This is a genomic window from Shewanella sp. LZH-2, assembly GCF_016859145.1.
GTDB classification, from domain to species: Bacteria; Pseudomonadota; Gammaproteobacteria; order Enterobacterales; family Shewanellaceae; genus Shewanella; species Shewanella xiamenensis.
Window position 1 is genome coordinate 1,282,842 of sequence record NZ_CP069350.1, and the last position, 26,478, is coordinate 1,309,319.

Annotated in this window: 21 protein-coding genes; 9 read left to right on the top strand and 12 right to left on the bottom strand. The window is 45.5% G+C overall.

The window, feature by feature from the left end:
- Positions 1-47: 47 nt before the first annotated feature.
- The 3 genes from JM642_RS05780 to raiA (JM642_RS05790) all read right to left on the bottom strand — a co-directional run bounded on the left by JM642_RS05780 (position 48) and on the right by raiA (JM642_RS05790) (position 4,929).
- Entirely contained in the window at positions 48-2,924 is a 2,877-nt protein-coding gene (locus tag JM642_RS05780) for a valine--tRNA ligase (protein WP_203433115.1), read from the bottom strand.
- Positions 2,925-2,939: 15 nt separating this feature from the next.
- Positions 2,940-3,404 carry a DNA polymerase III subunit chi gene (locus tag JM642_RS05785; RefSeq protein WP_037420941.1) on the bottom strand — a complete coding sequence of 155 codons (465 nt, stop codon included), beginning with the start codon at positions 3,402-3,404 and terminating at the stop codon, positions 2,940-2,942.
- 1,168 nt (positions 3,405-4,572) lie between these two features.
- The gene (gene raiA, locus JM642_RS05790) at positions 4,573-4,929 is read right to left on the bottom strand and encodes a ribosome-associated translation inhibitor RaiA (RefSeq protein WP_037420938.1); all 357 of its coding nucleotides are present in this window, start codon (positions 4,927-4,929) and stop codon (positions 4,573-4,575) included.
- Positions 4,930-5,226: 297 nt separating this feature from the next.
- Here raiA (JM642_RS05790) and JM642_RS05795 point away from each other — a divergent pair, with 297 nt between their 5' ends.
- Entirely contained in the window at positions 5,227-5,916 is a 690-nt protein-coding gene (locus tag JM642_RS05795) for a cytochrome b/b6 domain-containing protein (RefSeq protein WP_203433116.1), read from the top strand.
- Between the two features lie 61 nt (positions 5,917-5,977).
- Here JM642_RS05795 and JM642_RS05800 read toward each other — a convergent pair whose 3' ends face one another.
- Positions 5,978-6,427, bottom strand: a complete 450-nt coding sequence (locus tag JM642_RS05800) for a cytochrome c (protein ID WP_037420929.1) — start codon at positions 6,425-6,427, stop codon at positions 5,978-5,980.
- Positions 6,428-6,616: 189 nt separating this feature from the next.
- Between JM642_RS05800 and trpR the strand changes: the two genes are divergently transcribed.
- Entirely contained in the window at positions 6,617-6,892 is a 276-nt protein-coding gene (trpR, locus tag JM642_RS05805; RefSeq protein WP_011073277.1) for a trp operon repressor, read from the top strand.
- Between the two features lie 31 nt (positions 6,893-6,923).
- On the opposite strand, the gene JM642_RS05810 is transcribed toward trpR, so the two are convergent.
- Positions 6,924-7,301, bottom strand: a complete 378-nt coding sequence (locus JM642_RS05810; RefSeq protein WP_037420926.1) for a hypothetical protein — start codon at positions 7,299-7,301, stop codon at positions 6,924-6,926.
- 192 nt (positions 7,302-7,493) lie between these two features.
- Positions 7,494-8,156, bottom strand: coding sequence for a peptidylprolyl isomerase (gene slyD / locus JM642_RS05815; protein WP_203433118.1), 663 nt, complete (start codon positions 8,154-8,156; stop codon positions 7,494-7,496).
- Positions 8,157-8,799: 643 nt separating this feature from the next.
- Between slyD and thrA the strand changes: the two genes are divergently transcribed.
- The 5 genes from thrA to JM642_RS05840 all read left to right on the top strand — a co-directional run bounded on the left by thrA (position 8,800) and on the right by JM642_RS05840 (position 18,465).
- Positions 8,800-11,268, top strand: a complete 2,469-nt coding sequence (thrA, locus tag JM642_RS05820; protein ID WP_203433120.1) for a bifunctional aspartate kinase/homoserine dehydrogenase I — start codon at positions 8,800-8,802, stop codon at positions 11,266-11,268.
- The gene (gene thrB / locus JM642_RS05825; RefSeq protein ID WP_109277911.1) at positions 11,265-12,203 is read left to right on the top strand and encodes a homoserine kinase; all 939 of its coding nucleotides are present in this window, start codon (positions 11,265-11,267) and stop codon (positions 12,201-12,203) included. Before thrA ends, thrB begins: the two co-directional genes overlap by 4 nt.
- A 66-nt stretch (positions 12,204-12,269) precedes the next feature.
- The gene (gene thrC / locus JM642_RS05830; protein WP_203433122.1) at positions 12,270-13,553 is read left to right on the top strand and encodes a threonine synthase; all 1,284 of its coding nucleotides are present in this window, start codon (positions 12,270-12,272) and stop codon (positions 13,551-13,553) included.
- Positions 13,554-14,100: 547 nt separating this feature from the next.
- Positions 14,101-14,985: a transporter substrate-binding domain-containing protein gene (locus JM642_RS05835; RefSeq protein WP_055647795.1), complete on the top strand. Its 885-nt coding sequence runs from the start codon at positions 14,101-14,103 to the stop codon at positions 14,983-14,985.
- Between the two features lie 195 nt (positions 14,986-15,180).
- A complete protein-coding gene (locus JM642_RS05840; protein WP_203433124.1) occupies positions 15,181-18,465 on the top strand; it encodes a S41 family peptidase in 3,285 nt (1,094 codons plus the stop codon).
- 205 nt (positions 18,466-18,670) lie between these two features.
- Here JM642_RS05840 and JM642_RS05845 read toward each other — a convergent pair whose 3' ends face one another.
- From JM642_RS05845 to JM642_RS05860, 4 genes are all read right to left on the bottom strand, one after another.
- A complete protein-coding gene (locus JM642_RS05845) occupies positions 18,671-19,108 on the bottom strand; it encodes an OsmC family protein (protein WP_055647797.1) in 438 nt (145 codons plus the stop codon).
- Positions 19,109-19,207: 99 nt separating this feature from the next.
- The gene (locus JM642_RS05850; protein WP_037428781.1) at positions 19,208-19,558 is read right to left on the bottom strand and encodes a DUF3325 domain-containing protein; all 351 of its coding nucleotides are present in this window, start codon (positions 19,556-19,558) and stop codon (positions 19,208-19,210) included.
- Positions 19,555-21,234, bottom strand: coding sequence for a PepSY-associated TM helix domain-containing protein (locus JM642_RS05855; RefSeq protein WP_203433126.1), 1,680 nt, complete (start codon positions 21,232-21,234; stop codon positions 19,555-19,557). The genes JM642_RS05850 and JM642_RS05855 overlap by 4 nt, the downstream gene beginning before the upstream one ends.
- A 1-nt stretch (position 21,235) precedes the next feature.
- Complete coding sequence (locus tag JM642_RS05860) at positions 21,236-21,604, bottom strand: DUF3649 domain-containing protein (protein ID WP_037420902.1); 369 nt, start codon at positions 21,602-21,604, stop codon at positions 21,236-21,238.
- 381 nt (positions 21,605-21,985) lie between these two features.
- Between JM642_RS05860 and JM642_RS05865 the strand changes: the two genes are divergently transcribed.
- Positions 21,986-23,554 (top strand): PAS domain-containing methyl-accepting chemotaxis protein, encoded by a 1,569-nt coding sequence (locus JM642_RS05865; protein ID WP_037420899.1) that lies wholly within the window; start codon positions 21,986-21,988, stop codon positions 23,552-23,554.
- A 229-nt stretch (positions 23,555-23,783) separates the two neighbouring features.
- The gene (raiA, locus tag JM642_RS05870) at positions 23,784-24,140 is read left to right on the top strand and encodes a ribosome-associated translation inhibitor RaiA (RefSeq protein ID WP_023266557.1); all 357 of its coding nucleotides are present in this window, start codon (positions 23,784-23,786) and stop codon (positions 24,138-24,140) included.
- 65 nt (positions 24,141-24,205) lie between these two features.
- On the opposite strand, the gene JM642_RS05875 is transcribed toward raiA (JM642_RS05870), so the two are convergent.
- Together JM642_RS05875 and JM642_RS05880 are read right to left on the bottom strand one after the other, a co-directional pair.
- Entirely contained in the window at positions 24,206-24,901 is a 696-nt protein-coding gene (locus JM642_RS05875; protein WP_109277906.1) for a response regulator transcription factor, read from the bottom strand.
- A 44-nt stretch (positions 24,902-24,945) separates the two neighbouring features.
- Positions 24,946-26,088: a histidine kinase gene (locus JM642_RS05880; RefSeq protein WP_203433128.1), complete on the bottom strand. Its 1,143-nt coding sequence runs from the start codon at positions 26,086-26,088 to the stop codon at positions 24,946-24,948.
- Positions 26,089-26,478 lie beyond the last annotated feature (390 nt).

Below are 26,478 nucleotides of genomic sequence, written 5' to 3' on the forward strand. Positions count from 1 at the left end.
ATAAAAAGGGCTGTAAAATACAGCCCTTTTTAGCGTAGATGTCGTGATTAGGCTTCTAGCTTAGCAAACTCGGCTTTTTGCTCTTTTAGTTTGTCCATATCACGGCTGAGATCGGCCATCTTAGCGCGCTCTTTATCAATTACGGCTGGCGGTGCTTTTGCCACGAAGCCTTCATTGGATAATTTACCTTCGATACGGGCAATCTCTTGAGTCAGCTTTTCAAGCTGCTTGTCGATACGAGCCATTTCGGCCGCTACATCCACCAGACCTGCCATCGGAATTAATAATTCCATTTCGCCAATCAGACCTGTGGTCGACATTGGCGCCGTTTCACCTTCACCAAGAATTGTCATACTTTCTAAGCGTGCAAGCGTTGTGAAGAAGGCTTGGTTAGCTTCAACACGGGCTTTGTCTTGGGCACTCACGCCACGCAGTAGGGCATTTAATGGCTTAGAAGGCGCTATATTGAGCTCTGCACGGATATTACGAACCGCAACAATGACTTGCTTAACCCACTCGAGATCGGCCATCGCGGTCGCATCTACTTTGGCAGCATCATAGCTTGGGAATGGTGCCAGCATGATGGTGTCGCCTTGGGCGCCTGTCAGTGGTTTAACGCGTTGCCAGATGGTTTCAGTGATGTACGGCATCATTGGGTGCATCAGACGTTGCATCGCTTCTAACACATTGACCAGTGTATGGCGGGTGCCACGCATTTGCGCTTCATTGCCGTTTTGCAGCACTGGCTTAGTTAACTCTAAGTACCAATCGCAGAACTGGTTCCAAGTGAACTCATACAGTGTGTTAGCCGCAAGGTCGAAGCGGTAGTTTGCCATTTGGTCGTCGTAGGTTTTCACGGTTTGGTTGAATAAACCGATGATCCAGCGATCCGCCAGCGATAGTTCCATCTCACCACCTTGGTAGTCAGGTGAGTTCGGGCCGCAATCTTGGCCTTCGGTATTCATCAATACGTAACGTGATGCGTTCCAAAGCTTGTTACAGAAACTGCGGTAACCGTCTAAACGCTTCATATCCCAGTTGATATCACGGCCAGTTGAGGCCATTGCAGCTAGGGTAAAGCGCAGGGCATCAGTACCGTGGGCTTCGATACCATTTTCGAATTCTTTGCGGGTGCTCTTTTCGATCTTGGCGGCTAGTTGAGGTTGCATCATGTTGCCGGTGCGTTTTTCAACTAGGGCTTCTAGATCGATACCGTCAATCATATCCAATGGGTCAAGTACGTTGCCCTTAGATTTTGACATCTTGTTACCCGCTTCATCGCGGATAAGGCCTGTCACATAAACGGATTTAAAGGGTACCTGTGGCTTACCGTCTTCATCTTTGATGAAGTGCATGGTCATCATGATCATACGGGCAACCCAGAAGAAGATGATGTCAAAACCCGTTACCAACACATCGGTTGGATGGAAGGTTTTTAAATCTTCAACATTGTCAGGCCAGCCTAAGGTTGAGAATGTCCACAGGGCTGAGCTGAACCAGGTATCCAGTACGTCTTCATCTTGGCGTAGGGCGATTGCATCATCGATATTGTGTTTAGTACGTACTTCAGCTTCGGTGCGGCCCACATAAACCTTACCATTCGCATCGTACCAAGCGGGGATGCGGTGACCCCACCATAATTGGCGAGAGATACACCAATCTTGAATGTCGCGCATCCAGGAGAAGTACATGTTTTCGTACTGCTGCGGCACAAATTTAATGTCGCCATTTTCAACGGCTTCAATAGCGGTTTTGGCCATAGGTGCCACAGCTACGTACCATTGGTCGGTCAGCATCGGCTCAATAACTACGCCTGAGCGGTCACCGTAGGGCACTTTTAGGCCGTGTGGAGCGATTTTTTCGAGCAGACCTAAGGTTTCAAACTCTGCCACGATTGCATCACGGGCTTTGAAACGATCTAAACCTGCATAACGCTCAGGTAGGCTGCCATCTAAGGTGGTGTTGATGGTGCCATCGGTGTTAACCACTTCGGCTGATGCGCGAATGGCCGCATCTAAGGTCAACACGTTGAACATGGGCAGCTTATGGCGCTTACCAACTTCATAGTCATTAAAGTCGTGGGCAGGGGTGATTTTCACGCAACCTGTACCAAAAGCCATGTCCACATAGTCATCGGCAACGATTGGGATGCGACGATTAACGATAGGCAGCAGAATAAATTTGCCGATCAGTGCTTGATAACGCTCATCGTCTGGATGAACTGCAACCGCGCTATCGCCTAACATAGTTTCTGGACGCGTGGTGGCGACTTCGAGGTAATCTTTACCGTCTGCAGTCAGCTCGCCATCGGCTAATGGATAACGCAGATGCCACATGTGGCCTTGCTTTTCTTTGTTTTCCACTTCGAGATCAGAAATCGCGGTATGCAGCTTGGGATCCCAGTTTACTAAGCGTTTACCACGGTAAATCAAATCATCTTCATAGAGACGGACAAACACTTCTTGAACGGCTTTAGACAAGCCTTCGTCCATGGTAAAACGCTCACGGTCCCAATCCACAGAGGCGCCCATACGACGTAGCTGCTTAGTGATGGTGCCGCCCGATTGCGCTTTCCATTCCCAGACTTTTTCCATAAAAGCATCGCGGCCAAGATCATGGCGGCTCTTGCCTTCTTCGGCTTCAAGCTTACGCTCAACCAGCATTTGAGTCGCAATACCCGCATGGTCAGTACCGACTTGCCACAGGGTGTTTTTACCCTTCATACGTTGGTAGCGGATCAGGGTATCCATGATGGTATCTTGGAAAGCGTGACCCATGTGCAGACTGCCCGTCACATTGGGCGGTGGGATCATGATGCAATAGTTGCCCTGTGAGGCATCGCCGTGGGGCTTAAAGTAACCTTGCTCTTCCCAGTTTTGGTAAAGAGTCTGCTCAATGGACTGAGGATCGTATGTTTTTTCCATGGGAACGTATCTGTCTCAAGCTAAATTAAGTGGATGTGTTGCTAAATTTTGGGTTGTTAATTCAATCCCTAAGCCACGATATTGGCGGTAGCGTTCACGTGCTATCGCCTTATGTTGGTCGTCATTAGCTACAAAATCGAAGATTTGACCAAAGTTTACCGCAAATGGCGGTACTTGGTCTGCAAGATTAATCAGAAGTTGACGACTTTTGTTAGGTCCAAGTCGATCAAAACCGATTTCAACGGGGGAACCCGTGGTTGGGCCTTCACCTTTGAGGTTATGGGGGACAAATGCACTGGGTTCAAACTGCCATAGTAACTCGTCGATTTCGAAGGCGATGTTCTTGTCCTGACAGTGAATATAGACCTGCTGCTGGTTTATAAATCCCTGTTGGGCCAAGCGGCAAGCCAATTGATACATGTCACTAAAGGCCGTGTTCACGCCCATCGGCGGCAGTAGATAAAACAGCGCTTGAGTCATGATTTCAATGCCTTGCTTTGAGTTATGGACGAACGGGTAAGTCTACACTAAAACTCGAGCTGGGTTAACGCTTAGCTCTGGGGTTTTTAGCGGTAGATTAAGCTACGGGGGACTGGTGTTTCACTTAAACAGTTACTGTGCGAAATGTGCATTAGCTTAAGAACAAGCTTGATACTAAGTGCTTAAGTAAATGGTTGAACGACTATGGAGTATAAAAGCAAAGCGCACCCGAAGGTGCGCTGGTTGAAAGACTGGTCAAACAAACTATTCCTCCTAGGTTATTGAGCATTGTTATTAAAGGATTCATTGACGCTTTGTGAATAAACAAACAGATATTGCATTAGATTTGTTTATTCAGCATGTTAACTCACTTTTCAACTTACAACTTTAGCTTACATTTTCACTTACGATTACACTTTAGAACATAGATAAAGAAATCTGGCCGATATTAGTACTTAAAAAGGTACTGGGTATTTTGCTGTTAAGCAGCTCGCCTTGTTCCGTGTTATCTAAATTCTTTTTACTCACTATTTGTAATATGCCCACTTGCTCATATTACCGATAACGCTATTAACCTCCTCATATTGTTTGACTGTTAAGAAGCTAATTCACCTAAAGTGGCCTTTCATGGTACCTATGTGGCTCTATTGCTAACGTCCTCCTCTTGGTTGTTACATTTGTGCTTGAAGAGTGTGTAAGACTTAAACTGGCAATATGATGTAGTAGGTTACTCCTTAATGATCGACTCGTGAGTTAACACCCCTTAGTGCATTTGTCGTTAGTTTTTGGTCATCGGTTTGTACTTTTAGTAACCTCGCATCTCATTTGATAATCAGATGGGAAACGCATAAACATTACAGCTTGGCGTTACCGAATTTATGTGGCTGCTTTAATGCTTTATGTGACTACCTGTGTCACTGTTTTTGAGTGTGAGTTTTGTATGGCGGCGTACTCCTTCTTGTGGTGGTATTAAATGCTATTAAGCTGAAATTCACATCACTTCGATTCTGCTGTCACTTAGTAAAGTGTAGTAGTTCTTTAAAGGTTCACACTCTTTTTACTGGCCATTAGGATGGTCTATCAAACTTTTGCTAAAAAATGTGACCTATTAAACCTTATCTACTTTTATGCTCTCGAAGTGATGTGGTCTCGCACTACATTGAGTAACTTAAGCTGCATCTTCCTCCTCGTAATCATCCTCGACATTAATAGCCTCTTCGGGATGAGCAATGGATGTAAAACGTTGTGCTTCAGGTTTGTGGGTTAAACGATTGAGTTGCTTCTCTAATTTTTGACCCATAGCAGTGATAGCTGCATAAAGATTATCGTGTTTAGCTTGAGCAAAAAGTTCTCCATTTGGGATGCCAACCGACGCTTCAATTTTGAAACCAGGTTTCTCCTCGGTAATAATGACATGGGGATTAATCAACTGCACATCATGTCTAGAAAGTTTCTCCAAACGGCTTTCAATGCGTTCACGGATTGGGGCAGTTACTTCTAATTGCTTGCTCGTAATCTTTAGCATATGTCGAACCTTCTATTTATTTTCTTCAGTTTCAGATTACCAATCTACACCTTTAAAAACGAGATATAAATCACATTTTTTGTCCGGTTAGATACTGTTCGTTGGATATTTGATCGCTTAGACAAATCTCGGTGATTCTTAGCCGAAAAGGCTTGTATTGGCTATCAGAACAGGCCATATTTGATGGGATAACTCCGCAGTCTTTCCTATCATTTACCTATCTTTACTTTAAGTTTTTCATTAGATCCCGATAAAATACCTTCACTTATTTCATTGTTTCGTCGAGTGGCAGGTATTATGGAAACCGAACATATCAAAGTTAAGGTCTGGGATTTACCCATACGCTTTTTTCACTGGGGCATGGTGGCCCTAATAGCTTTATTGTGGTGGAGCGCCGAAGTGGGCGAAATGCAATGGCATCAGATCTTTGCTTATAGTCTGTTGATCTTGATTGGCTTTCGTCTTTTGTGGGGCTTAATTGGCAGTGATACAGCCAGATTTAGCCACTTCGTGCACCACCCTAGGGTTGTGTTTGAGTATTTAAAAGAAGTTCGAACAAAGGGCGTGTCTGTGGTATTAGGACATAATCCGATGGGCGGTTATATGGTAATTGTGTTGATTGCCATTATTAGCTTACAGCTAATCACTGGACTGTTTGCTACCGATGATGTGTTTACCGAAGGTCCGCTATACAGCTATGTGAGTGCTGATACAGGTTCGTTTCTCACTTGGTTACATAAGATGAATTTTAACCTGATCTTAGCCTTAACTGCCGTGCATGTGTTGGCGGTTATTGTGCACGCGCTTAAAGGTGACAAGTTAGTAGGTGCGATGGTTAGCGGTTACAAGCGTGTATCTAAGCTTGAGTACGCAAAGTTAGAGTCTCAGTTGGTTTTTAAATCACTGTGGCTGGCATTAATCCTGCTGTTAATCATCGCAGGGGTTGTATTTACTTATTTGATGTGGCCTGTAGTGCAAGTGCTTTAGCGAATGCTCAGGAGTAAAAAGCCTGCATATTGCAGGCTTTTTACAAGCGATTACGAGAACATTAATCTTTTTTGTAAACGTCATGGCAGCCTTTACAGCTCTTGCCTGTATCCATAAAGGCTTGCTTGATTTCAGCTTGGTCACCTTTTTGAGCAACAGTCGCTAAAATTGCAGCATTTTCTTGGAAGGTTTTCATCTTAGCGTCAAAGTCAGCCTTGTCTTGCCATACTTTGGCTAGGGCTTCGGTATCGCCTTTATCTGAACCTTCAATAAAACCTTCGAAAGGGATGTGTGAAAGCGCAGCGACATTTTTTGCGCGCATCGCAAAGGTTTCAGCATCGAAAGGCTTTTTACCTTTCATCATGGCGCCCATATCACCAAAGTTATAAGCAATTAAGCTGAATCCAGATTGGCGATATTGAATCGCATCTTTTGCATCTTCAAAATTGTGTGCTTGAGCAGTTGAAGCCAATAAGGTACCGGCAACGAGAGTTAGGAGTAATTTTTTCATCGTATTCTCACAAATTAGCGTCGAAGTGTGACATTGCTCTGCTATTGTACACAAATTAACTCAATGTACTAGAAGCAAATTTGTCAGTTTTTGTCTAGATAAGAGGGATAAACGTAACAAGTTATTTGCCGGTAGAGTAAATCTGCTAAACTGCCGTTGTAATGCTTAAACAATACTTATGGGGCGATTATGCGAGCCAATTGGGACTTAGTATTAGAAAAAATTTTGAGCCATGGGAATTATGAAGAGCTGTCGGTATTGTTTCATTTATTGCTGACCGAGGAAGAGCGCAGCGCTATTGCCGGTCGGCTAAAAGTCTTCCAGCTATTGCTAAATGGAGAAATGAGCCAGAGACAAATTGCTGCCGAGTATCAGGTGAGTATTGCGACTATTACCCGTTGTTCTAACTATTTAAAGAATATGGCACCTAGCCATAGGGATAAAATCCAACAGCTTATCAGTTAATTATTGGGTCTCCATTGGACTAGATATTTGATTAAAACTGGGGAGTTGTCGGTATTTTATGTCGGCGGTGGATGGAGCGTCTAACGAGAATATAAAAACTATAACTGAGTAACATAATGGCCAACAATGGATAAAGATTTTTAGGGAAAAATTTAAAAATAGCTAAGGCAGAAAAGAGATAAATAAAAGGCAATAAATCGTAAATTGTCTTAGGTAGATATCCAGATTTTCGACGTTTTACAGGATCGGTTCGGCGATTTTGAGAACGTAAATTGTAAATTCTGGCGCCCAAAACAAACACAACAAGAGCAGCAATCAGCGCATAATCAGGTTCTAACAGCATAAAGCTTAAACAGCCTAGTACCATATAGCCAAAGGGTAAAACTTCATATACTGGTTTTGCTAACATATGCACTCCGTTGCGTGATGTTTATATCGATTTGAAAATATTGTTTTTTTAGCTGAAAATGCTGTTTGATTTTAAACTTCCCTATTTATCTGCTGATTATAATCATTTGGCGATAAAAAAAGCACCTCCTTATTTAAGGAAGTGCTTTTTTATCAGCTCCTCTGGGAGGGCTATTAGGCTTGTGAACCTACATTAGCCGCGGCAGCCGCAGCCACCGTTGCCATCACATCCCGCTTTAGGTGTGTCACAAGCTTCGTGATCATGGTCATGGTGGTGATGCCCATGGTCATCAGAACCCCCACAGCAGCCACCAACATCATGACCTGAGCCACCACAGCATCCGCCGCCATGGTCATGTTCATGGCTGTGTCCATGACTGCCACATCCGCCGTGTGCATGAATATGTCCATGGGCAATTTCTTCAGCTGTCGCTTCACGTACATCGATGACTTCAATGTTAAAGCTGAGTGTTTGGCCTGCTAATGGATGGTTGCCATCAACAATCACAACATCATCTTTAACTTCGATGACTTGAACTGGACGCTGGCCCATTTCGGTTTCTGCAATAAAGCGCATACCTGGCACGATGTCTTCGATATCACCAAATGCTTCTAATGGTACTGCCTGGCGAAGGCCATCATGGTACGGACCATAGGCCTCTTCGGCACTGATCGTCACGTCCAGTTTTTCGCCCTTAATTTTACCTTCTAATGCGGCTTCTAATCCTGGGATTAGGTTTTCTGTACCATGCAGATACAACATTGGTTCGGCATCAAAAGAGTCTTCTAAAAGTCTGCCTTCTTGATCTGATAAACGGTAATGAATGGTTACCGCGCTGTGTTGGGTGATCTTCATATCGCCTCCGGTTCGGAATGTGCGCGCATAATAACGCGCTTTTAGGGTGCTGGCGATAATTTGAAGTTGCTTATGTTAGATATCGCACAGCTTTTTGTGAGTTCGATTTACTGAGATTAAGGACGATACAAAAGATGAATTGTGGTTTTTTATGAGTTGCCCTTTGTTATGTGCGGAAACAGACTGAAATGCTTTAATTTTCGAAAGATGGAAAATTTTCATTATAAATTATTTATTTTTTAATAGGTTAAGTTGATTGTAATTGTCTAGCATTACGTTTACGTAAACAGTTTTGTATTGATGAAAACGTATTTTTAGCCTATGAAAACTTGATATTTATTAATCTTGAATCACTAATTTACTCAAGTGAAAGATTTGTGCATAAATAATCCAGTTTGGGGGTTGACAAGGTTAGGTGAAAAAGGCAATTCTGTTTAACATCACATTGACATAGATAAGTCTAAACGTATGCATAGCCTTGGTTTCGTAGTAATTACCATTATTACAACCACCACTACAACCAGAGTGGGGGCGGGCTGATACACCCTAAAGAATTTTAACGACGAGCCCGCTTCCCACAAAGAAGCGGGCTTTTTTGTTTTTAGCTTATGTTTCTTAGTCGGGCGCGGTACAGGAGATCAAGATGAAAGTGATGAAATTTGGTGGTACCTCGCTTGCAAATTGGCAGCGATTTTCAATGGCGGCGGATATTGTTGCCAAGGCAGCGAAAGCTGAGCCGGTCGCGACAGTGCTCTCTGCGCCTGCAACAGTGACAAACGCTCTGCTAGAAATGGTCGATGTGGCGGTGAAAGGGGAAGATTATTCACCAGTCATTCAACACGTTGAGCGGGTGTTTACCTCGCTCTATCAGGATGCGGTTAGTTCTGGACTCTCTAGTAGCCAGAGCGAAGTGCTGTTCGCCGGACTAAGCGCGCAGCTTGCACGTTGGCAGGACAGATTACGCGGTATTACGCTGTTGCAGGAATGCCCAGACGGGGTGCGCGCCGAGATCGTGGTTGCGGGTGAGCGTTTGTCTGCTGCGTTGATGGAGCAAGTCATGCTGGCAAAAGGCATTACTTCGGCGCAGCTAGACCCACGTGAACTATTTTTAGGCCGTGGTCGTCCGCTAGAATCCGTGGTCGATATTGCCGTCAGCAAACCGCGATTCAAAAATCTTGCCCTCGATGAGAAGCGGGTTTGGGTGATGCCCGGCTTTACCGCCGCCGATGAAGACGGCAAGGTTGTGACCTTAGGCCGTAACGGTTCTGATTACTCTGCTGCCGTGCTGGCCGCTTGTTTAGATGCTTCAAGCTGCGAGATTTGGACCGACGTTGACGGCGTATACAATACCGATCCTCGGGTTGTTACCGATGCTAAGTTGTTGTCACAGCTCAGTTATCAAGAGGCGATGGAGCTGTCTTACTTTGGGGCTAAGGTGCTGCATCCTAAAACTATTGCGCCTATCGCCCAGTTCCACATCCCCTGTTATATCAAAAACAGCTTTAATCCCGATGCGCCCGGCACTCTGGTATCGAATCAGGCCGATGAAAGCGGTTTGCAGGTGAAGGCCATTTCTAATCTGGATAATCAAACCATGTTTGATGTATCAGGCCCTGGTATGAAAGGCATGGTCGGCATGGCGAGTCGCACACTGGCTGCAATTTCCCGTAGTGGCGTTTCTGTGTCACTCATCACCCAGAGTTCTTGCGAATACAGCATCAGTTTTTGTGTGGCGACCAGTGAGTCCGCCAAGGTGAAATCGGCGCTTGAGCAAGAGTTTGAGTTAGAAATTAAAAGTGACTTGCTAGAACCGATTGCAATGCGCCATGACTTAGCCATTGTCTCGTTAATTGGCGATGGCATGCGTACCCATAAAGGTGTGGCGGCGCGGTTTTTCCAAGCATTAGCACAGGCGAGTGTGAATATTATCGCGATTGCCCAAGGCTCTTCTGAACGTTCTATTTCAACAGTGATCGAACAGCGAAAGACCAAGCATGCGGTTGCCGCCTGTCATCAGGGCTTTTTCGATGTGCAGCAGTATCTAGATGTGTTTTTAGTGGGGTGCGGTAACGTTGGTGCAGGCTTACTGGAGCAGATCAAACAACAGGCGAGTGTGCTAAAAGAGCAGCACATTAGCATCCGTGTCTGCGGTATCGTCAATTCAAGCAAGATGTTACTCGATAGTGCAGGTATCGATTTAAACAATTGGCAAAACCTGCTTGCCGATAGCCAGCAGCCAAGCGATATACCTGCGCTATTGGCGTGGGTGAAAGAGCAACAGTTATTAAACCCTGTGCTGGTGGATTGTACTTCAAGCGATCAAGTATCGAACCAGTATTTAGAGGTGATGAACGCGGGCATGCACGTGGTGACGCCGAATAAAAAGGCTAACACTCGCGATTACGCCTATTACCAAGCTTTGCGTCAAACAGCATTAAAGCAACGTCGGCAGTTCCTTTACGAAACCAACGTGGGCGCAGGATTACCCGTTATCGATAACTTGAAAAAACTGTTATTCGCCGGTGATAAATTGCACAAGTTTAATGGCATTTTGTCAGGCTCCTTATCCTTTATCTTCGGTAAACTTGATGAGGGGATGTCACTTTCTGAGGCGACTAAACTGGCGCGGGAAAAATGCTTTACTGAACCTGATCCTCGCGATGATTTAAGTGGCATGGATGTGGCGCGTAAGGTACTGATTTTGGCCCGTGAAGTGGGTTTGAAACTTGAACTAAATGATATTGTTGTCGACTCAGTCTTACCCGCAGGTTTTGATGATTCAGGCGATGTGGAAAGTTTTATGGCACGTTTACCCGAGGCTGATGCGGCGATTGCGGCGCGAGTGGCGGAGGCGAAAGCGCAGGGTAAAGTGCTGCGTTATGTCGGGCAGATTGAAGAAGGCGCGTGTTATGTGCGTATCACCGAAGTCGATGCCACTGATCCACTTTATAGCGTAAAAGGCGGTGAAAACGCCTTGGCATTCTACAGCCGTTATTATCAGCCTATTCCCTTTGTGTTGCGTGGCTATGGTGCGGGCACAGAAGTGACTGCGGCAGGTGCCTTTGCCGATGTATTAAGAACCTTAAATTGGACTCGTGAGGTGAGTGTATGAGTTTGACCGTTTACGCTCCCGCCTCTATGGGTAATGTGGGGGTGGGTTTTGATTTATTGGGCGCTGCACTTGCGCCCATTGATGGCAGTTTACTTGGCGATAGAGTCACGATTGCGGCGGCGGATGCTGGGGTGAGTCTCACTCAAGTGGGAGCTTGGGCGCATAAGTTACCCAGCAATCCCGAGGAGAATATCGTCCATCAATGCGCGGTGTTTTTCTTAAAAGCCCTTGGGAAAGAAAACCAAGGCGTGGCATTAACCCTAGAAAAAAACTTGCCCGTCGGCAGTGGCTTAGGTTCGAGCGCTAGTTCAGTGGTTGCAGCGCTTTACGCGCTTAACGAGCATTTTGAGCGTCCATACGATAAGCAAGCGCTACTCGAACTCATGGGCGAATTTGAGGGCAAGATTAGCGGAAGCGTGCATTACGACAACGTCGCGCCCTGTTATTTGGGCGGCATGCAGCTAATGCTCAATGTGCCCGGCGCTATCTGTGAGGCTATTCCCAGTTTTAAACAATGGTATTGGGTGGTGGCGTATCCTGGGATTTCACTCTCAACGGCCATGATGCGTAAACTCATGCCAGCACAATACGATAAGTCTGTGGCCATCGATTTTGGGCGTTATTTGAGTGCCTTTGTGCACGCCTCTTATCAGCAAAACGCCAAGCTTGCGATTCAAGTATTAAAGGATGTATTGGCTGAGCCTTACCGCGCGGCGGCGATACCGGGTTATGACAATGCTAGGGCGGCGCTCGCCGAATTAGGCATGTTAACTACTGGCATCTCGGGCAGCGGGCCAACGCTGTTTTCGGTGACAGACGATCTTGCGACCGCTAACGCCGCCAAGGCGTGGTTGGAGGCTCATTATCTGACTGAAGCGGGGGGCTTTGCCCATGTGTGCCGTCTCGATGAGCAAGGCACGCGCCGAGTCGATTAATTTTCTTACTTTTAAAAGCATTAAGCCCAAGCCTTAAAGGTTTGGCACTGATAAGGTCGAGTGAGCATGGAACTATATAATTTAAAACACCCTTCACAGAAAGTGAGCTTTAAAGAAGCGGTGCAATTAGGACTTGGTAAAGACAGAGGGCTGTTTTTTCCTACACAAATCCCAGTATTGCACGATATTGAGGCGCTGCTGGCGATGCCTTTTGTCGAGCGCAGTAAAAAAGTGCTCGGTGCTTGGCTCGCCTCTGAACTGGGTCAAGATACGGTAGATCAACTGGTTGAGCGTGCCTTTAATTTCGATTTACCCTTAGTGGCAGTTGATGAGCAGCGCTCGTGCCTCGAGCTTTTCCATGGGCCGACCTTAGCATTTAAGGATTTTGGCGCGCGCTTTATGGCGCAATGCATCAATGTTTTTGCTCAAGACTCGCGCTTAACCATTTTAACGGCGACATCAGGGGATACAGGGGCGGCAGTGGCCGATGCCTTTTATGGTCTAGATAAAGTCAATGTTGTGGTGCTTTATCCTAAGGGCAAGATCAGTGAGCTACAGGAAAAAATGTTCACTACTTTAGGCAAGAACATCCACACAGTCGCGGTTGAGTCAGATTTCGATGCCTGCCAGCACTTAGTCAAACAGGCATTTGAAGATAGCGATGTGCGTGATGGTTTGCATTTAAACTCAGCTAACTCAATCAACATCAGTCGCTTACTGGCACAGATTTGTTATTACTTCGAAGCTGTTGCTCAGTCAAAACAGCGTCATGAGGCCGATCCTGTGATTGCCGTGCCCAGTGGTAATTTTGGTAATCTCACCGCGGGTTTGTTTGCTAAAGCCATGGGGTTACCCGTTAAACGTTTTATTGCTGCTACTAATGCGAATGACACTGTGCCACGCTATTTAGAGAGTGGCGATTGGCAGCCTAATGCCACTCAAGCCACTATGTCCAATGCGATGGATGTGAGTGAGCCAAGCAACTGGCCGCGCGTTGAAGCTATTTGCGAGAAACTCGGTTGGCCATTGGCAGACTTAGTGGGGATTCGCCTGTCAGAGGTGCAAACCTCGGAGGCGTTGGCAGATCTTTATGTTAAAGGTTATGTATCTGAGCCACATGCAGCGATTGCGGCTAAAGCGTTAACCCTTAACTTAGTGCCTGATGAAGTGGGGATTTTTTTAGGTACGGCTCATCCCGCTAAGTTTAAGGATGTGGTCGACAGGGAGCTTGCCCTTAACTTACCCCTTCCGCCTGAATTAAAAGTGGTAGAGCACAAAACAATATTATCGGCTGAATTACCAGCTGATTTTTCCCAGCTAAAAAACCATTTATTTGCGGTATTAAACTAGGGCGTGTTGACGTTTCGAGATTAAATTTCGTTCTGGCAAGCGCAAGCGCAAGCGCAAGCGCATGCTCACGAAGCGAGGAATGAAGTGTAGTTATTCTACTCAAATGGCGAGTGACAAGTGACAAAGAGCAAGTGCTTGCCAGACGAACTCTTTGGGCAGCACTTGGCTGAAGTTTCTGCTGCGTTATCGTCTGTTTATGTAGAATGCTACACAGCACGGATTTTGCCTTGCATAAACATCAGCCAAATTGCTGCAAAAATAACCCTGAAACGTCAACACGCCCTAATCTTTTAAACGACGATAAACAGGAACTTGATGAAATACAAAGGGAGTCGTTTGACTCCTTTTGTATAGATGTTTTTATTATTGTTCACGCTAGTTCGACCAATGGACTGTACAGAGCAACTTGATGGCATCAAGTTGGGATGCCGACTAAGCTTAGATCGAGTCATAAATAAGCCGTAGTAGCTTACATAGCATTAAGCCGTAAAAACTGAGCATTAAGCCGTAAAATCATCGAAGAATAACTCGCGACGGGGCAACGATAATGCCAAAGTGCATTTTTCAGTTTAGCCATATCTTGCTGTTATATATTTTTATTTTCCCCGCTTGGAGTGTTCCATCCGAAGCGAATGCTTCCGCTTGTTCGAATCCCATTAAAGTCGGTTATAACGATTGGCCTCCCTATGCCTGGCAAGATATGCAGGGGGAGGCTCAAGGACTGGATGTTGAATTACTGCGCGCGTTTGCTGAGTTTTTGGGATGTGAGATTAACTTTATCAATGTCCCTGCGAAGCGTTCACATCAAATGCTGAAAAGTGGCTCACTAGATATAATGATGGGTGCTACAAAAACCGTCGAGCGTGAAGAATATTCATTTTTTTCAGATCCCTACCGTGATGAAGAAGTGCGCTTATTCGTATTAGATGAAAACAAAGACAATGTTAAGTTAGAACGATGGCAGGATATTTTTACTCAAAAGTTGCGGCTATTAGTGCCAATCAGTGGTTGGTATGGTGCCGATTATGAGAACACTCGAGAACGTTTAGCACTGGAAAACTTATTGATACTGAGTCCTGATGTCGACAAATCAGTGCAAATGCTCACTTATGACAGAGCGGATCTGATGATTGGGGATGCTATAGCGATGCCCTATATTGCGAGTCAACACCAAGGGATCAGGTTATCAGCACTTAAACCGATATTGGACCATAATCCGATACACTTAATGCTAAGTAAGCAGAGTATGTCTCCCCTACAGTTAGCGCAATTTAATCGTGCCATTAAGGCGTTAACAATCAATGGTGAAATTGCGCGAATTGTCTATAAATGGCAGCAAATTTCGCTGGCACAGCAATCGAAAATCAGCAATCAACATGGTCCATTTTATCGCTTGTATGCTGGGTTATTAACGTTTGATATAGCAAGATAAGCGCTATTCTAATGAGTATGCAAAATGGTAAGTCTATGACACATTTGCTAAAACATCTCTTATTTTAAGTTACTGCTCTCTCTATCAATTTCTGCTAGCTTGTTGGGTTACTGGGTTAGACTTTGGGTCATTATTGGTGAATTTTGCCCACTTGAAAGTCCATTGCTAACAATAACAATAGGATAGAGATTACACATGAAACTTCGTCACTCCGTTGCCTGCTGCATGCTCGCCCTTGGCACTTTGTCTGCAGCGCAGGTATTTGCAGCACAATCGACTAGCAATCAAGGTTATTACCGCGCGCCAGCGTTGCATGACCAGACCTTAGTGTTTACCGCTGAAGGGGATCTGTGGACGCAAACCCTAGGCCAAAAGGCGGCGACGCGCTTGACTACCTTGCCAGCTGAAGAACTGGGCGCGGCAATGTCTGCCGATGGTAAATGGGTGGCCTATGTGGCCAATTACGAAGGTGCGAGTGAGGTCTATGTTATTCCTGTGACGGGCGGTGTTGCAAAACGAGTGAGTTTTGAAAATAGCCGAGTGCGCGTGCAAGGGTGGACCAGTAAAGGAGAGGTGCTTTATTCCACCGACACTGGCTTTGGCCCCGCGAATAATTGGATGCTGCGACTGGTGAACCCTGAAACCTTGGCGACGACCGACTTACCACTTGCCGATGCGGTGGAAGGGGTGATCGATGCCAATAATCAGTATGTCTATTTTACCCGTTTCGGCCTGCAGGTGACGGGCGATAATGCAAAGGTATATCGCGGCGGCGCTAAGGGCGAATTATGGCGCTTTAAACTGGGTGGTAAAGACGAGGCACAATTACTTAGCAAGCAGCACCAAGGCTCGGTCCGCCAACCTATGCTATGGCAAGACAGACTCTATTTTATTAGCGATAGCGATGGTAACGACAATCTCTGGTCAATGGCGCTTGATGGCAGTGATGCTAAACAGTTGACTCAGTATAAAGATTGGCAAATGCGCGCTGCCCGCATGGAACAAGGTAAAGTGGTGTTCCAGCAGGGCGCAGATATTCATGTTTTTGATATCGCCTCCGCTAAAGACTCATTATTAGATATTGAATTAACCTCCGATTTTGCCCAACGTCGCGAACATTGGGTAAAAGATCCGATGGATTATGCTACCTCCGCTAATCTTGCCCTTGCTGGCGATAAAGTGGTGATTACCGCCCGCAGTCATGTGGCGATTGCTGGGACTGATGGCTCGCGGTTAGTGCAAGTCGCGCTTCCTGGCACTTATCGTGTACGCAATGCCATTCTGAGTCAGGACGGCAAGTCGGTTTACGCCATCAGCGATATGAGCGGCCAACAGGAAATTTGGCAATTTCCTGCCGACGGCAGCAGTGGTGCTAAACAGCTTACTAAAGATGGTCATACTTTTAGAATGTCGCTGAGTCAGTCAAGCGATGGTCGTTATCTTGCCCATGACGATAACGACGGTAATGTGTGGCTATTGGATTTAAAGAAAAACACAAACCAAAAAATCATCAGCAACGGTGAAGGACTCGGTCCCTACGCTGATATTCGCTGGTCGGGTGACAGTCGTTTTATCGCGCTAACCAAAGCTGAAATCGGCAAGCAAAGGCCACAAATCGTACTCTATTCGGTGGATGAGAATAAGGCCCAAGCACTCACCAGTGACAAGTATGAATCCTATTCACCGACTTTCAGTAGTGATGGTCAGTGGTTATATTTTCTCTCCAATCGCCAGTTTACCGCAACGCCAAGCTCACCTTGGGGTGACCGCAATATGGGGCCTGTATTTGATAAGCGCAGCCAGATTTTTGCGATTGCCTTAGTGAAGAATGCCAAGTTCCCCTTCAGTAAACCAACGGAATTAGTGGCAAAGGCGGCAGAAAAAGCTGACTCAAAAGATAAACCGACGCCTGTAAAAATTGATTGGGCGGGAATTAGCGAGCGTTTATGGCAAGTACCTGTTGATTCGGGTAATTACAGCCAGCTATCCGCCATTGATGGTCGTTTGTATGTACTCGATCAAGCGATTGGTGACGAAAGCCAACCTAATCTCATGACAGTTAAGTTCACTGAACAGCGCCCTAAAGTCGAAGTGTTTGCTGAAGATGTGGCTAACTACAGTGTCTCTGCTGATGGTCAAAAGTTGTTGCTGCGTAAACAAAGTGATGAAAAGTCGCTGATGATTGTTGATGTGGGCGATAAACTCGGCGATACCGACAATGCCAAGGTACAAACTGACCAATGGCAATTAGCGATTTCGCCAAGCTTAGAATGGCAACAAATGTTTGAAGATGCGTGGTTAATGCATAGAGATTCCTTCTTCGATAAAAAAATGCGCGGTCTCGATTGGCAGGCAACCAAGGCTAAGTACCAACCATTACTCGCACGTTTAACGGATCGTAATGAGCTAAACGATATCTTTATGCAGATGATGGGCGAGTTAGATTCGTTGCACTCGCAGGTGCGTGGTGGTGATTTGCCGAAGGACCCTGACGCGGCGAAGGGCGCGAGTTTAGGCGCTCGATTACAGCAAACTAGCGACGGGGTGAAAATTGCCCACATTTATCGAAATGATCCTGAACTGCCGAGCCAAGCATCACCTTTGAGCCGTATCGAAGTCGATGCGAAAGAAGGCGATGTGCTACTCGCCATCAATGGCACGCCGGTGGGGAATGTGGCTGATGTGACCCGCTTATTGCGTAATCAACAGGATAAGCAAGTGTTACTGGAGCTTAAACGTGGTAGCCAAAACCATAAAACCGTAGTGATGCCTGTGAGCACTCTGGTCGATGGCCAATTACGTTATTTAGATTGGGTCAACCATAATGCGGAGGTCGTGACCAAGGCGAGCCAGGGCAAGATGGGTTATCTGCACTTATATGCCATGGGCGGCGGCGATATTGAGAGCTTCGCCCGTGAGTTTTACACCAATTATGATAAAGACGGTCTGATTATCGACGTTCGCCGTAACCGTGGTGGCAATATTGATAGTTGGATTATCGAAAAACTGTTACGCCGCGCTTGGGCATTTTGGCAGCCAACCCATGGCACGCCTAATACCAATATGCAGCAAACTTTCCGTGGGCATTTAGTTGTGTTAACCGACGAGCTGACTTACTCAGATGGTGAAACCTTCTCGGCGGGGATCAAGGCGCTGGGAATTGCTCCGCTGATAGGTAAACAAACCGCAGGCGCTGGCGTGTGGTTATCGGGTCGTAACTCACTCACAGATAAAGGGATGGCGCGGGTCGCCGAATATCCGCAGTATGCGATGGATGGTCGCTGGGTACTCGAAGGTCATGGTGTAACACCGGATATCGAGGTGGATAACTTACCCTTTGCGACCTTTAACGGCCACGATGCACAGCTCGAAACCGCCATTAGTTATCTTAAGGATGAATTGATTAAGCAGCCTATTCCAGCATTGAAGGCGCAACCTATGCCAGCGAAAGGTATGGCGGAAGATATAAAGGCTAAGTAGTTGGCTTAACGTAAATTTTTAACCGAAATTTAAGCTAATTCAGCTAAGCTGAGTCTGTTCAATGTTAGGGCGTGGTCTTGTAGTTCCCAAGACCAGGCCCATTTTTTTGCCTATAGATTTGGTGCTGGTTAACGGTTCATCGTTATTTTTGCGGCAAGGTAATTGGTCTATGGCAAGTCTATCTGCATGAACTTGCCTATAACCATCAAAACTTTATTTGAATATCCGTTGCTAAGCTATTAGCGATAAAGCAGTTTGCATGGGCTTTTTCGTGAATTTTCTCAAGTGTTTCCTGAGTGACTTCCACACCTTCAGCAAAAACGACCTTAGGATTTAAGATCATTTTAGTGACGGCAAGTTTACCAGCTTCATTTTTTCCTAGTTCCGCAGATGCTTCATCGACATAGGACACGACGGGGAGGCGTTTGAGGTGCGCAATAGCGAGGAAGGTCAGCATATGGCAGGAAGACAACGCCGCGAGCAGGCTTTCCTCTGGATTGACAAAATGTGCATTGCCCTTGTACTCAGGGGCTGAGGATGCCTGAATCGTTTGACCGCTGCCAAAGGTAATACTGTGATCACGGCAAAATTCGCCTTCTTCTGCTGGCGAGGTTTGCCAATTCACTGTTAAGTTAAAGCCCATGTTTTTCTCCTTATTGCAGGACATCAGGGCACTATAGCTTAGCTAAAAATACTTCTCCAGCATGGGGCGCACAGTTTAGTGCGCCATCTGTGAAACGGTTTAGATCCCACCACTTAACAGTAAGCTGCCAGTCAATACACTGCCAGTGACTATCCCTATGGGAAGGTGGCGTGGGCTGTAGCTTAGGGTCAAAATCACTAACATGGCGGCTAGTGAGATGATCCCCATAAACAGAATACTGCCATAGGTCCAGCCTTGTCCGTGGGCGCAGGTGCTTAAGCTAATGATTAATAACAGCCAAGCAAACAGGGTTAATAGGCGGCTCTGCCATTGTGACGGTGGGCGTTTAAACACATCTTTAAAGTGGCCAAACTTAGCTAACGCAAACAGCGCAAGGGAGAGATAACTAAGCCCGAGAATGCCGAGCATAGGGATAAATTCTGGCATCATGACTTTGCTTCCTCCAAGGGCGATGAGGTAAGTTTGGTAGCGTAAGTGGTCTCAACGGGTTTTCGCATAGGTTTTTTATCTGAAATAGTGTTTTTTCGATTCGTTTTTTGCAGTGTTTTTTCCACCACAGAGAGTTTTGTGCTGGCAAATAGCATTACTACACCGATTAAAACCGCTAACACATCAAAACCAACCAAAGCCCACTGTTGAGACTGGATATTATCAATAAAGTGGCTTGGCGATGTGAGTGCATTGAGTATGGGTAGCGCACAATAGAGTGTGCCAATCAGCACCAGAGCTATTTGCCAATCGCGTCTGCTGCGCCCGAAAAATGCCCACACGCCCATAGCACCTAAAGCAATAAAGAAGCTATGTACTTCCCAAGCAGAACGCGTTGCAAAATCGGCGGGTAATATGCGATTGGCATAGAAAAATGCAGCCGCACCCAAGGGCAAGCCTAAGATAAACATGAAGTTTAATCCCTCAACTAAGCGCAGGCCACTGCTCGGTTTCTCGCCTTTATCGATTGCCTTTTGCTGTTTCTGGCGCAAACGAATTGCCCACATTAAGGTGCCAGTCGCTACCATGGCGCAGCCGAGTAAGCCGCAGAAGAAGAACAAAATACGCAGCAACGGCGCAGCAAAACGCGCGGTGTGCAGTGACATCATAGTGTCGTAGGTTGCCACCGTTCCTGACACTTCGTGTGGACTGGCGTATTTGAGTTCACCTGTCACGCCGTTAAACACGAGGAGTGTTGATTCATCGGTGACCTCTTTGCCAGTATTTTGATAGAAGGTCACTTGGCTATTTTTATCTTGAGGATAGGAAACAATTACCTGCTTGATTGGCGCATTGCCCCATTCAGCCTGAACTTGGGGTAACAGTTGGCTTAAACGTACTTGCTCGGCATAAATGCCTGAGGCCTTCTCCGTTTGTCTTGCCGGATTGAGTTCTTTTAAAAAGGCTTGATTATCCTCAGGATAAGCTGTGCTTACCGTCCATGGGATATAGATCAGCATCAAGGTAATAAGGCCGGTATAGGTGATCATCAGATGATAAGGCAGCGCAATAACAGAACTGACATTATGGGCATCGAGCCAAGAGCGTGCGCCCTTGTTTTGACGAAAACTAAATAAATCCTTAAAGATACGCTTATGGATAACGATACCGCTGATAAGGGCAATCAGCATAAACATGGTGCAGATGCCCACAATGTAGCGCGCTGTAATGGCGGGCATATAGTGTAGGTCGAAATGTAAACGATAGAAGAAGTCACCCCCACGACTATCGCGGACGTCAGTGATGACGCCACTCCCATCAGCAAGTACCGTATGTTGCTCGATTTTGCCACGACGTTGCCCTTTTTCAGGCGGCAGTTGCCAAGCAAAGCTAAGCATAGGGCTACGCTGGGTCGGAAAATTTATTAACCAGCGTTGTGTTTCCGCTGGCGAATGACTCTCGATATAGTATTGGCCCTTATCAAGCTGGCTTATTAATTGATTTGCTTGATAGTCTTGAAATGTACCGCGGTGAAGTTCTGGCTCAGCCCATAGGCTGATTTCATGGCGAAAATAACTCAGGCTGCCTGCAAAAAAGATCAGCAATAATACCCAGCAAACGAGTAAACCCGCCCAAGTGTGTAGCCAAGATAAGGTTCTAAAAAAGGTTTCTTTCATCTTACTGTCCACACACCTTAAGCAGAGTAAAACACAGGAGGCTAAATAACATCAGATCCCGCCACGCATGCCAGGTTTTACGAACGCAAAAGGCATAAATAATGGCGATGGCATAAAACAAGAATGCCAGCATATTGGCCGTTAATGTGCTCTCAAATCGAGACATTGGCAGTATTTGAGTCAGTAAACAGGCCAGCGTTGCCGCTGCAATATAGCCAGCCAATAACGCAGCACTCGCGCGAACAAATACCTGCAAACCAAATTGAGTTTGCTCTTGTTTTAGCCACCGAATGGCGGCTTGAAAATAACCCGATACAGGACGTACAGCTATCGCTGAGAGGGGGGAATTTGATGTTGGGATATGTGACATAAGTGCTACTTATTTCAGTCAATATTAAACGGTTAATCCAAATGCCAATTCAGCCATAGCTGAATACAGCGGGCATTCTAATGAGCTATCAGGCTATTGTTTTGATGATTATAACGCAGTTGATTTAAATGATAAACAATATCATTTGCATTTATTGAGGCGGTGCACAAAATATCCTTAACGCATTTTGAGTGCTAGCTCGCGTTATGCATAACCCTGTGCAATATGTCACAAATGTTTGGTTTTATTGATGAGATTGATCTTACTTGTTTAGCATTTGGTTAAATTTTCTGCTTTCAGTGTGAACTTAATCAAAGTAGGTGTTCTGTCATTTTGGCAAAATCCCCTGCAACTTTCACTTGGAGTCATTTTGATATCCCTATGCAAACACATTCAAAAAAAGGTGAAAAACACCTATCTGAAAACGCAATCCTACTCTCTACGACCGATTTGAAAGGAAATATTAAGTACGTTAATCAAACCTTTTCGCAGATAAGTGAATATAGCGTTACTGAGTTGCAAGGGAGTCCTCACAATATCGTTCGTCACGAGGATATGCCTGCCGCTGCGTTTAAAATGCTTTGGGATAGAATTAAAAGCGGCAAACCTTGGATGGGCATAGTCAAAAACAAGACCAAAACTGGCGGTTACTATTGGGTCAATGCCTATGTTGCACCTGTATATGAAGATGGCAAAATTCATGAATATCAATCAGTACGTCGCCAGGCGACACCTGAGCAAATCAGAGCAGCTGAAGATGTTTATCAAGGCATTAATCAAGGTAAACAACCTAAAGCATTAAAAAAAGATAGATTAGGATTTCGGGGGAAAATTCTCTCCTCCATGTTTTTAGCTATTGCGGCGACGGCGTTTTTGGCATGTTACTCCCCTTTATTAGCCGCACTTGTGGGGGCTTTAGTTGCTTGGGTATTGTGGTACAAGCTTATGCAACCATTACAAGCATTGGTCAGCGTTGCTACTCATATTATTGATGATCCCGTCGCGATGGGTATTTATACCGGTAGACAGGATGAAATCGGGAAAATTGATCTGGCTCTGCGGTTTTTAATTACTGAAATCGGTGGGGTTGTTGGCCGGATGGCGGATTCAGCAAGTGAAATACAAGAGCAGAGCGTCAATCTCAAACAAACCATCACTAATACCTGGGAGCATGCCGATAGTCAGAGCGTACAAACCACCCAGGCGGCAACGGCAATGGAACAAATGAGTGCCAGTTTTGCTGAGGTAACAGATAATATCCATCGCACGGCATCTGAAATGGTCTCCAGCCATGAGGCTGCACAGCGCGGCCATTCACGGCTTGAAACTGTTATCGAAGCTATCCATCAACTGAGTGTGCAGGTGAGCCATTTTTCCGATGTGGTCCAAACCATAGAGCAGGATAGCCAAGCGATTTATCAAGTGTTAGAAGTTATTCGCTCTATCGCCGACCAAACTAATCTACTGGCGCTTAATGCGGCAATTGAAGCGGCACGGGCTGGGGAGACTGGCCGGGGATTTGCTGTCGTTGCCGATGAGGTGCGGCAATTGTCTAGCCGAACCAGTCAGTCAACTTCACAAATTGAGCAAATTGTGAGTCGATTTAAAGATAGCACGCAAAAAGCGACATCGACGATGACGGCCGGACAGGAGCAGGTTAAGCGCTCAGTCTCTTTAGCACAGGATGCCAGTGTGGCTTTTGGTGAGTTGTTATCCTCTATCGCTCGGATCAACTCTTTAAGTGATGACAATGCAGCAGCAATGACTCAACAGACATCTGTGGCGGCGGAAATTAGCCGTGCTATCCATGTGATCAGCGATTTGGCGCAGCAGAGTTTAGAGCAGACTCAAGATGCGGCGGCAAGGGGCGAGCAGGTTTCGCGCTTATCGACAAAAACTCATCACCTATCGCAGCAATTCTGGCAACAAAGCGTGCAGCGTAAGTATTAGCACTTGGCATTCAACTGGTTGATTTATTTTTTTTGTCGGTTATAAATCAACCAGTTAATTTATTTTAACGTTCCCGTATTGTGCTATTTCTTTGATGAGCCTCACATTTAGCTGCTGCTAATACCTGTTTCATTCGAAATATTTGTCTAGGGGGCTTGTGTTTTATTTGCCATGCCCCAAGCTCTAATGTGAAGCGAAAAAAAAGTAAAGACACTAAAAGGGACAACCTATGAAAATTAATCTTTCTGGTCACCATGTCGATGTTACTGATTCTGTCAAAGAACACGTTAACGAAAAGTTTTCAAAAATCGCCACTCATTTCCCCACTCTCATTGGGCTCGATATCATTATTGCTAAGGAGCATGGCGAGTTTCAGGTTGAAATTCGAACAAATTACGAAGGCAGTCGCATCTCCGCCTCAGGTACGGATGAAATCATGTACCCCGCGATTGCTGCAGCAGCTAAAAAATTGGATGCTGCACTAAAACACCGTAAAGGTCAGTTAAAGGCCGATTTACATGAAAAGCCGACCTGCACAACACCACCTATTGCCCATGAAATTATCCAAGAGATGGATTTACGCTAGTTTTTTGCGGCAGTGATTACATTGAAAAGGGCCTTTAAGGCCCTTTTTCGTTGGTGTGATCCGTCCTAAATTAAGCCGATTTGTAAGCCTCTTAGTACTGCTTGAGTACGGTCTCGGCAATTGAGTTTAGCCAAAATGGTTGAAACGTGGTTTTTCACGGTTCCTTCGGCCAAAAATACTGCATCGGCGATTTCTTTATTGGAAAACCCTCCCGCCATATAGCGTAAAATCTCTTGCTCGCGAGCCGATAACAACGCTTGAGCTGCAATGTTGAGAGGCGCAGGAGATAGAGATGTAGGAGATCGGTGCTGCATCTGTTCAAGTACTGAAGGTTCTATCAGATACTCACCTTTGGCAACTGTTTCAATGGCATGCAGTAACTTATCCAGAGACACATCCTTCAATAAGAAGCCATTTGCGCCAGCATGTAAGCTATTTAAAAACAATTCGCTGTCATCAAAGGTGGTTAACATTATTACTGGTAAGGGATTTTGTGCGGCGCGAAGCTGTTTTAGCAAACTAATACCATCGAGCACTGGCATGCGAATATCGCTTAATAGTAAATCTACGGCTTCAGTTTCCAGCAGCCTAAGTGCTTCTTGACCATTCTCGGCCTGCCAAGTCACCTTGATATGCTGAGAAATGGCAATCAGGCTCGCGATCCCCTGACGAACTAACTGTTGGTCTTCCACTAATCCCACCCTGATAGTATGAGGTGCGGATGGGTTATCAGTTGTGATTGCCGATTGAAATTTTTCCATAAGTAGCGACTTATTCCTTGTAACCCGTTTTGTTGGGATGTCTTTTACATTGTTGTATTTTGTGGCAGCCGGATAATAAGGCTACAACCTTTAGCATTTTCATTGGGCTGCAAACACACCTTACCATTAAAGGCTGATAACCTTTCCTGCATGCTATTGAGCCCGATACCTGTTGAAGCGGTTTGGTTAATACCTTGACCATTATCGTTAAGTTGAATGATAAGTTCGGTTTGTTGCTGTTGCATCGACAGCGTGAACTGATTGGCCTTGCCATGGCGCACCCCATTACTGATCCCTTCCTGCAATACCAGTAATAAGGCTTGAGCCAGTTCAGTCGACTGTAGCGGCACTAATGATTTATACCGCAAGCTAACATTAGGTAAACGGCTTGCTATTGCATCAAGCGGCGGCTTTAAGTCGAGGCCAATATTAACCCGCTGCGCACGAACCACGGCGCGGATACTCTCTAATAATTCCTTGGCAAGTGATTTACTCTGATTGACTGTGGATTTGAGCTCCGTAGGTGCTTGATGACTTAATAGCTCAAGTTGCAATGATAACGCAGTGAGTTGGTGGCCGAGAATATCGTGCAAATCCCGTGAGATCCTCAACCTTTCTTGCTGCTCGCTGGTTTGACTCAGCAAGGCTCTCGTGGCGATAAGTTGTTGATTAAGATGTTCCTGTATCCGGCGAGACTCGCGCTCGGACAATCTCGCTTGACTACTGCTGTAAGCAAATAGCTGGAATCCCATATAAATAAGGACATTAAAAATAATACTGTTTGAGGTGTGTGAGTGCAGAATGAAGTAATAGCTAAGATTGGCTAACAGGATTTGTCCTATCGCGGCATTGCGGCTAAAGAACTCGGGTAACAGTGACGCCCATATTACGAGCAAGATGGGTAACAAAGAATGCTCACTTAACAGCATTAAGCCGAGGGTACAGCAAACAAGTACTATGGTTAAAAACCTATTTATCTTGAGACTTTTACGAGAATGTTCGAAGATTGTCAGCAATAAAAACAATAATATAAACAATGCATAAAGTGCTATATGGCAACTTTTGTTGAGCGTGGGTAGCTTGGCTTGAATATCTTGATTAAATCCCAGCCAAGCGACAAGTGCCCAAGTGAGGCTACCCGCACCAATTAGCATCGTTTCTGCTTTGGTTAATCGATTTCCTTGCACCTATTTGCTTCCTTCAATCACAATTTATCATCCATTCTAAGGTAAGTATTCCATAAGAGACTATGTCTATCACGCAGGCAAAGTCTTAATCCGCTAAGTTATTCGAATTATTTATTTAATTCAGTTTGTGAAGTTTTATCTGATATGTGGTTTATTAACCACGCCTAATAGCGCCAGCTATATGGAGATGCTGCATATTTATTTCAAATCAATATATTAGAGTCCTATCTCAATGTGAGCAGCGTTTTTGATAAAACCAAGCTACGTTGTTTTTATTAAGCGGGAGTTGCGGTGTCGTTAACCTATGAGGTAATGAGTTAGTGATAGTAGGAATGCAACCTTGGCATTGCGATACCAATTGCCGGATGCGGTAACGCTTTGTTACTCGCA

Bases quoted from the DNA above. Each gene is read 5' to 3' on its own strand.
- thrC (WP_203433122.1), top strand. From the start codon at position 12,270: ATGGAACTATATAATTTAAAACACCCTTCACAGAAAGTGAGCTTTAAA.
- JM642_RS05860 (WP_037420902.1), bottom strand. From the start codon at position 21,604: ATGTCACATATCCCAACATCAAATTCCCCCCTCTCAGCGATAGCTGTA.
- JM642_RS05865 (WP_037420899.1), top strand. From the start codon at position 21,986: ATGCAAACACATTCAAAAAAAGGTGAAAAACACCTATCTGAAAACGCA.
- JM642_RS05840 (WP_203433124.1), top strand. From the start codon at position 15,181: ATGAAACTTCGTCACTCCGTTGCCTGCTGCATGCTCGCCCTTGGCACT.
- JM642_RS05845 (WP_055647797.1), bottom strand. From the start codon at position 19,108: ATGGGCTTTAACTTAACAGTGAATTGGCAAACCTCGCCAGCAGAAGAA.
- JM642_RS05810 (WP_037420926.1), bottom strand. From the start codon at position 7,301: ATGTTAGCAAAACCAGTATATGAAGTTTTACCCTTTGGCTATATGGTA.
- JM642_RS05855 (WP_203433126.1), bottom strand. From the start codon at position 21,234: ATGAAAGAAACCTTTTTTAGAACCTTATCTTGGCTACACACTTGGGCG.
- thrA (WP_203433120.1), top strand. From the start codon at position 8,800: ATGAAAGTGATGAAATTTGGTGGTACCTCGCTTGCAAATTGGCAGCGA.
- thrB (WP_109277911.1), top strand. From the start codon at position 11,265: ATGAGTTTGACCGTTTACGCTCCCGCCTCTATGGGTAATGTGGGGGTG.
- JM642_RS05800 (WP_037420929.1), bottom strand. From the start codon at position 6,427: ATGAAAAAATTACTCCTAACTCTCGTTGCCGGTACCTTATTGGCTTCA.
- raiA (WP_023266557.1), top strand. From the start codon at position 23,784: ATGAAAATTAATCTTTCTGGTCACCATGTCGATGTTACTGATTCTGTC.
- JM642_RS05785 (WP_037420941.1), bottom strand. From the start codon at position 3,404: ATGACTCAAGCGCTGTTTTATCTACTGCCGCCGATGGGCGTGAACACG.
- JM642_RS05875 (WP_109277906.1), bottom strand. From the start codon at position 24,901: ATGGAAAAATTTCAATCGGCAATCACAACTGATAACCCATCCGCACCT.
- trpR (WP_011073277.1), top strand. From the start codon at position 6,617: ATGCGAGCCAATTGGGACTTAGTATTAGAAAAAATTTTGAGCCATGGG.
- slyD (WP_203433118.1), bottom strand. From the start codon at position 8,156: ATGAAGATCACCCAACACAGCGCGGTAACCATTCATTACCGTTTATCA.
- JM642_RS05795 (WP_203433116.1), top strand. From the start codon at position 5,227: ATGGAAACCGAACATATCAAAGTTAAGGTCTGGGATTTACCCATACGC.
- JM642_RS05835 (WP_055647795.1), top strand. From the start codon at position 14,101: ATGCCAAAGTGCATTTTTCAGTTTAGCCATATCTTGCTGTTATATATT.
- JM642_RS05850 (WP_037428781.1), bottom strand. From the start codon at position 19,558: ATGATGCCAGAATTTATCCCTATGCTCGGCATTCTCGGGCTTAGTTAT.
- raiA (WP_037420938.1), bottom strand. From the start codon at position 4,929: ATGCTAAAGATTACGAGCAAGCAATTAGAAGTAACTGCCCCAATCCGT.
- JM642_RS05780 (WP_203433115.1), bottom strand. From the start codon at position 2,924: ATGGAAAAAACATACGATCCTCAGTCCATTGAGCAGACTCTTTACCAA.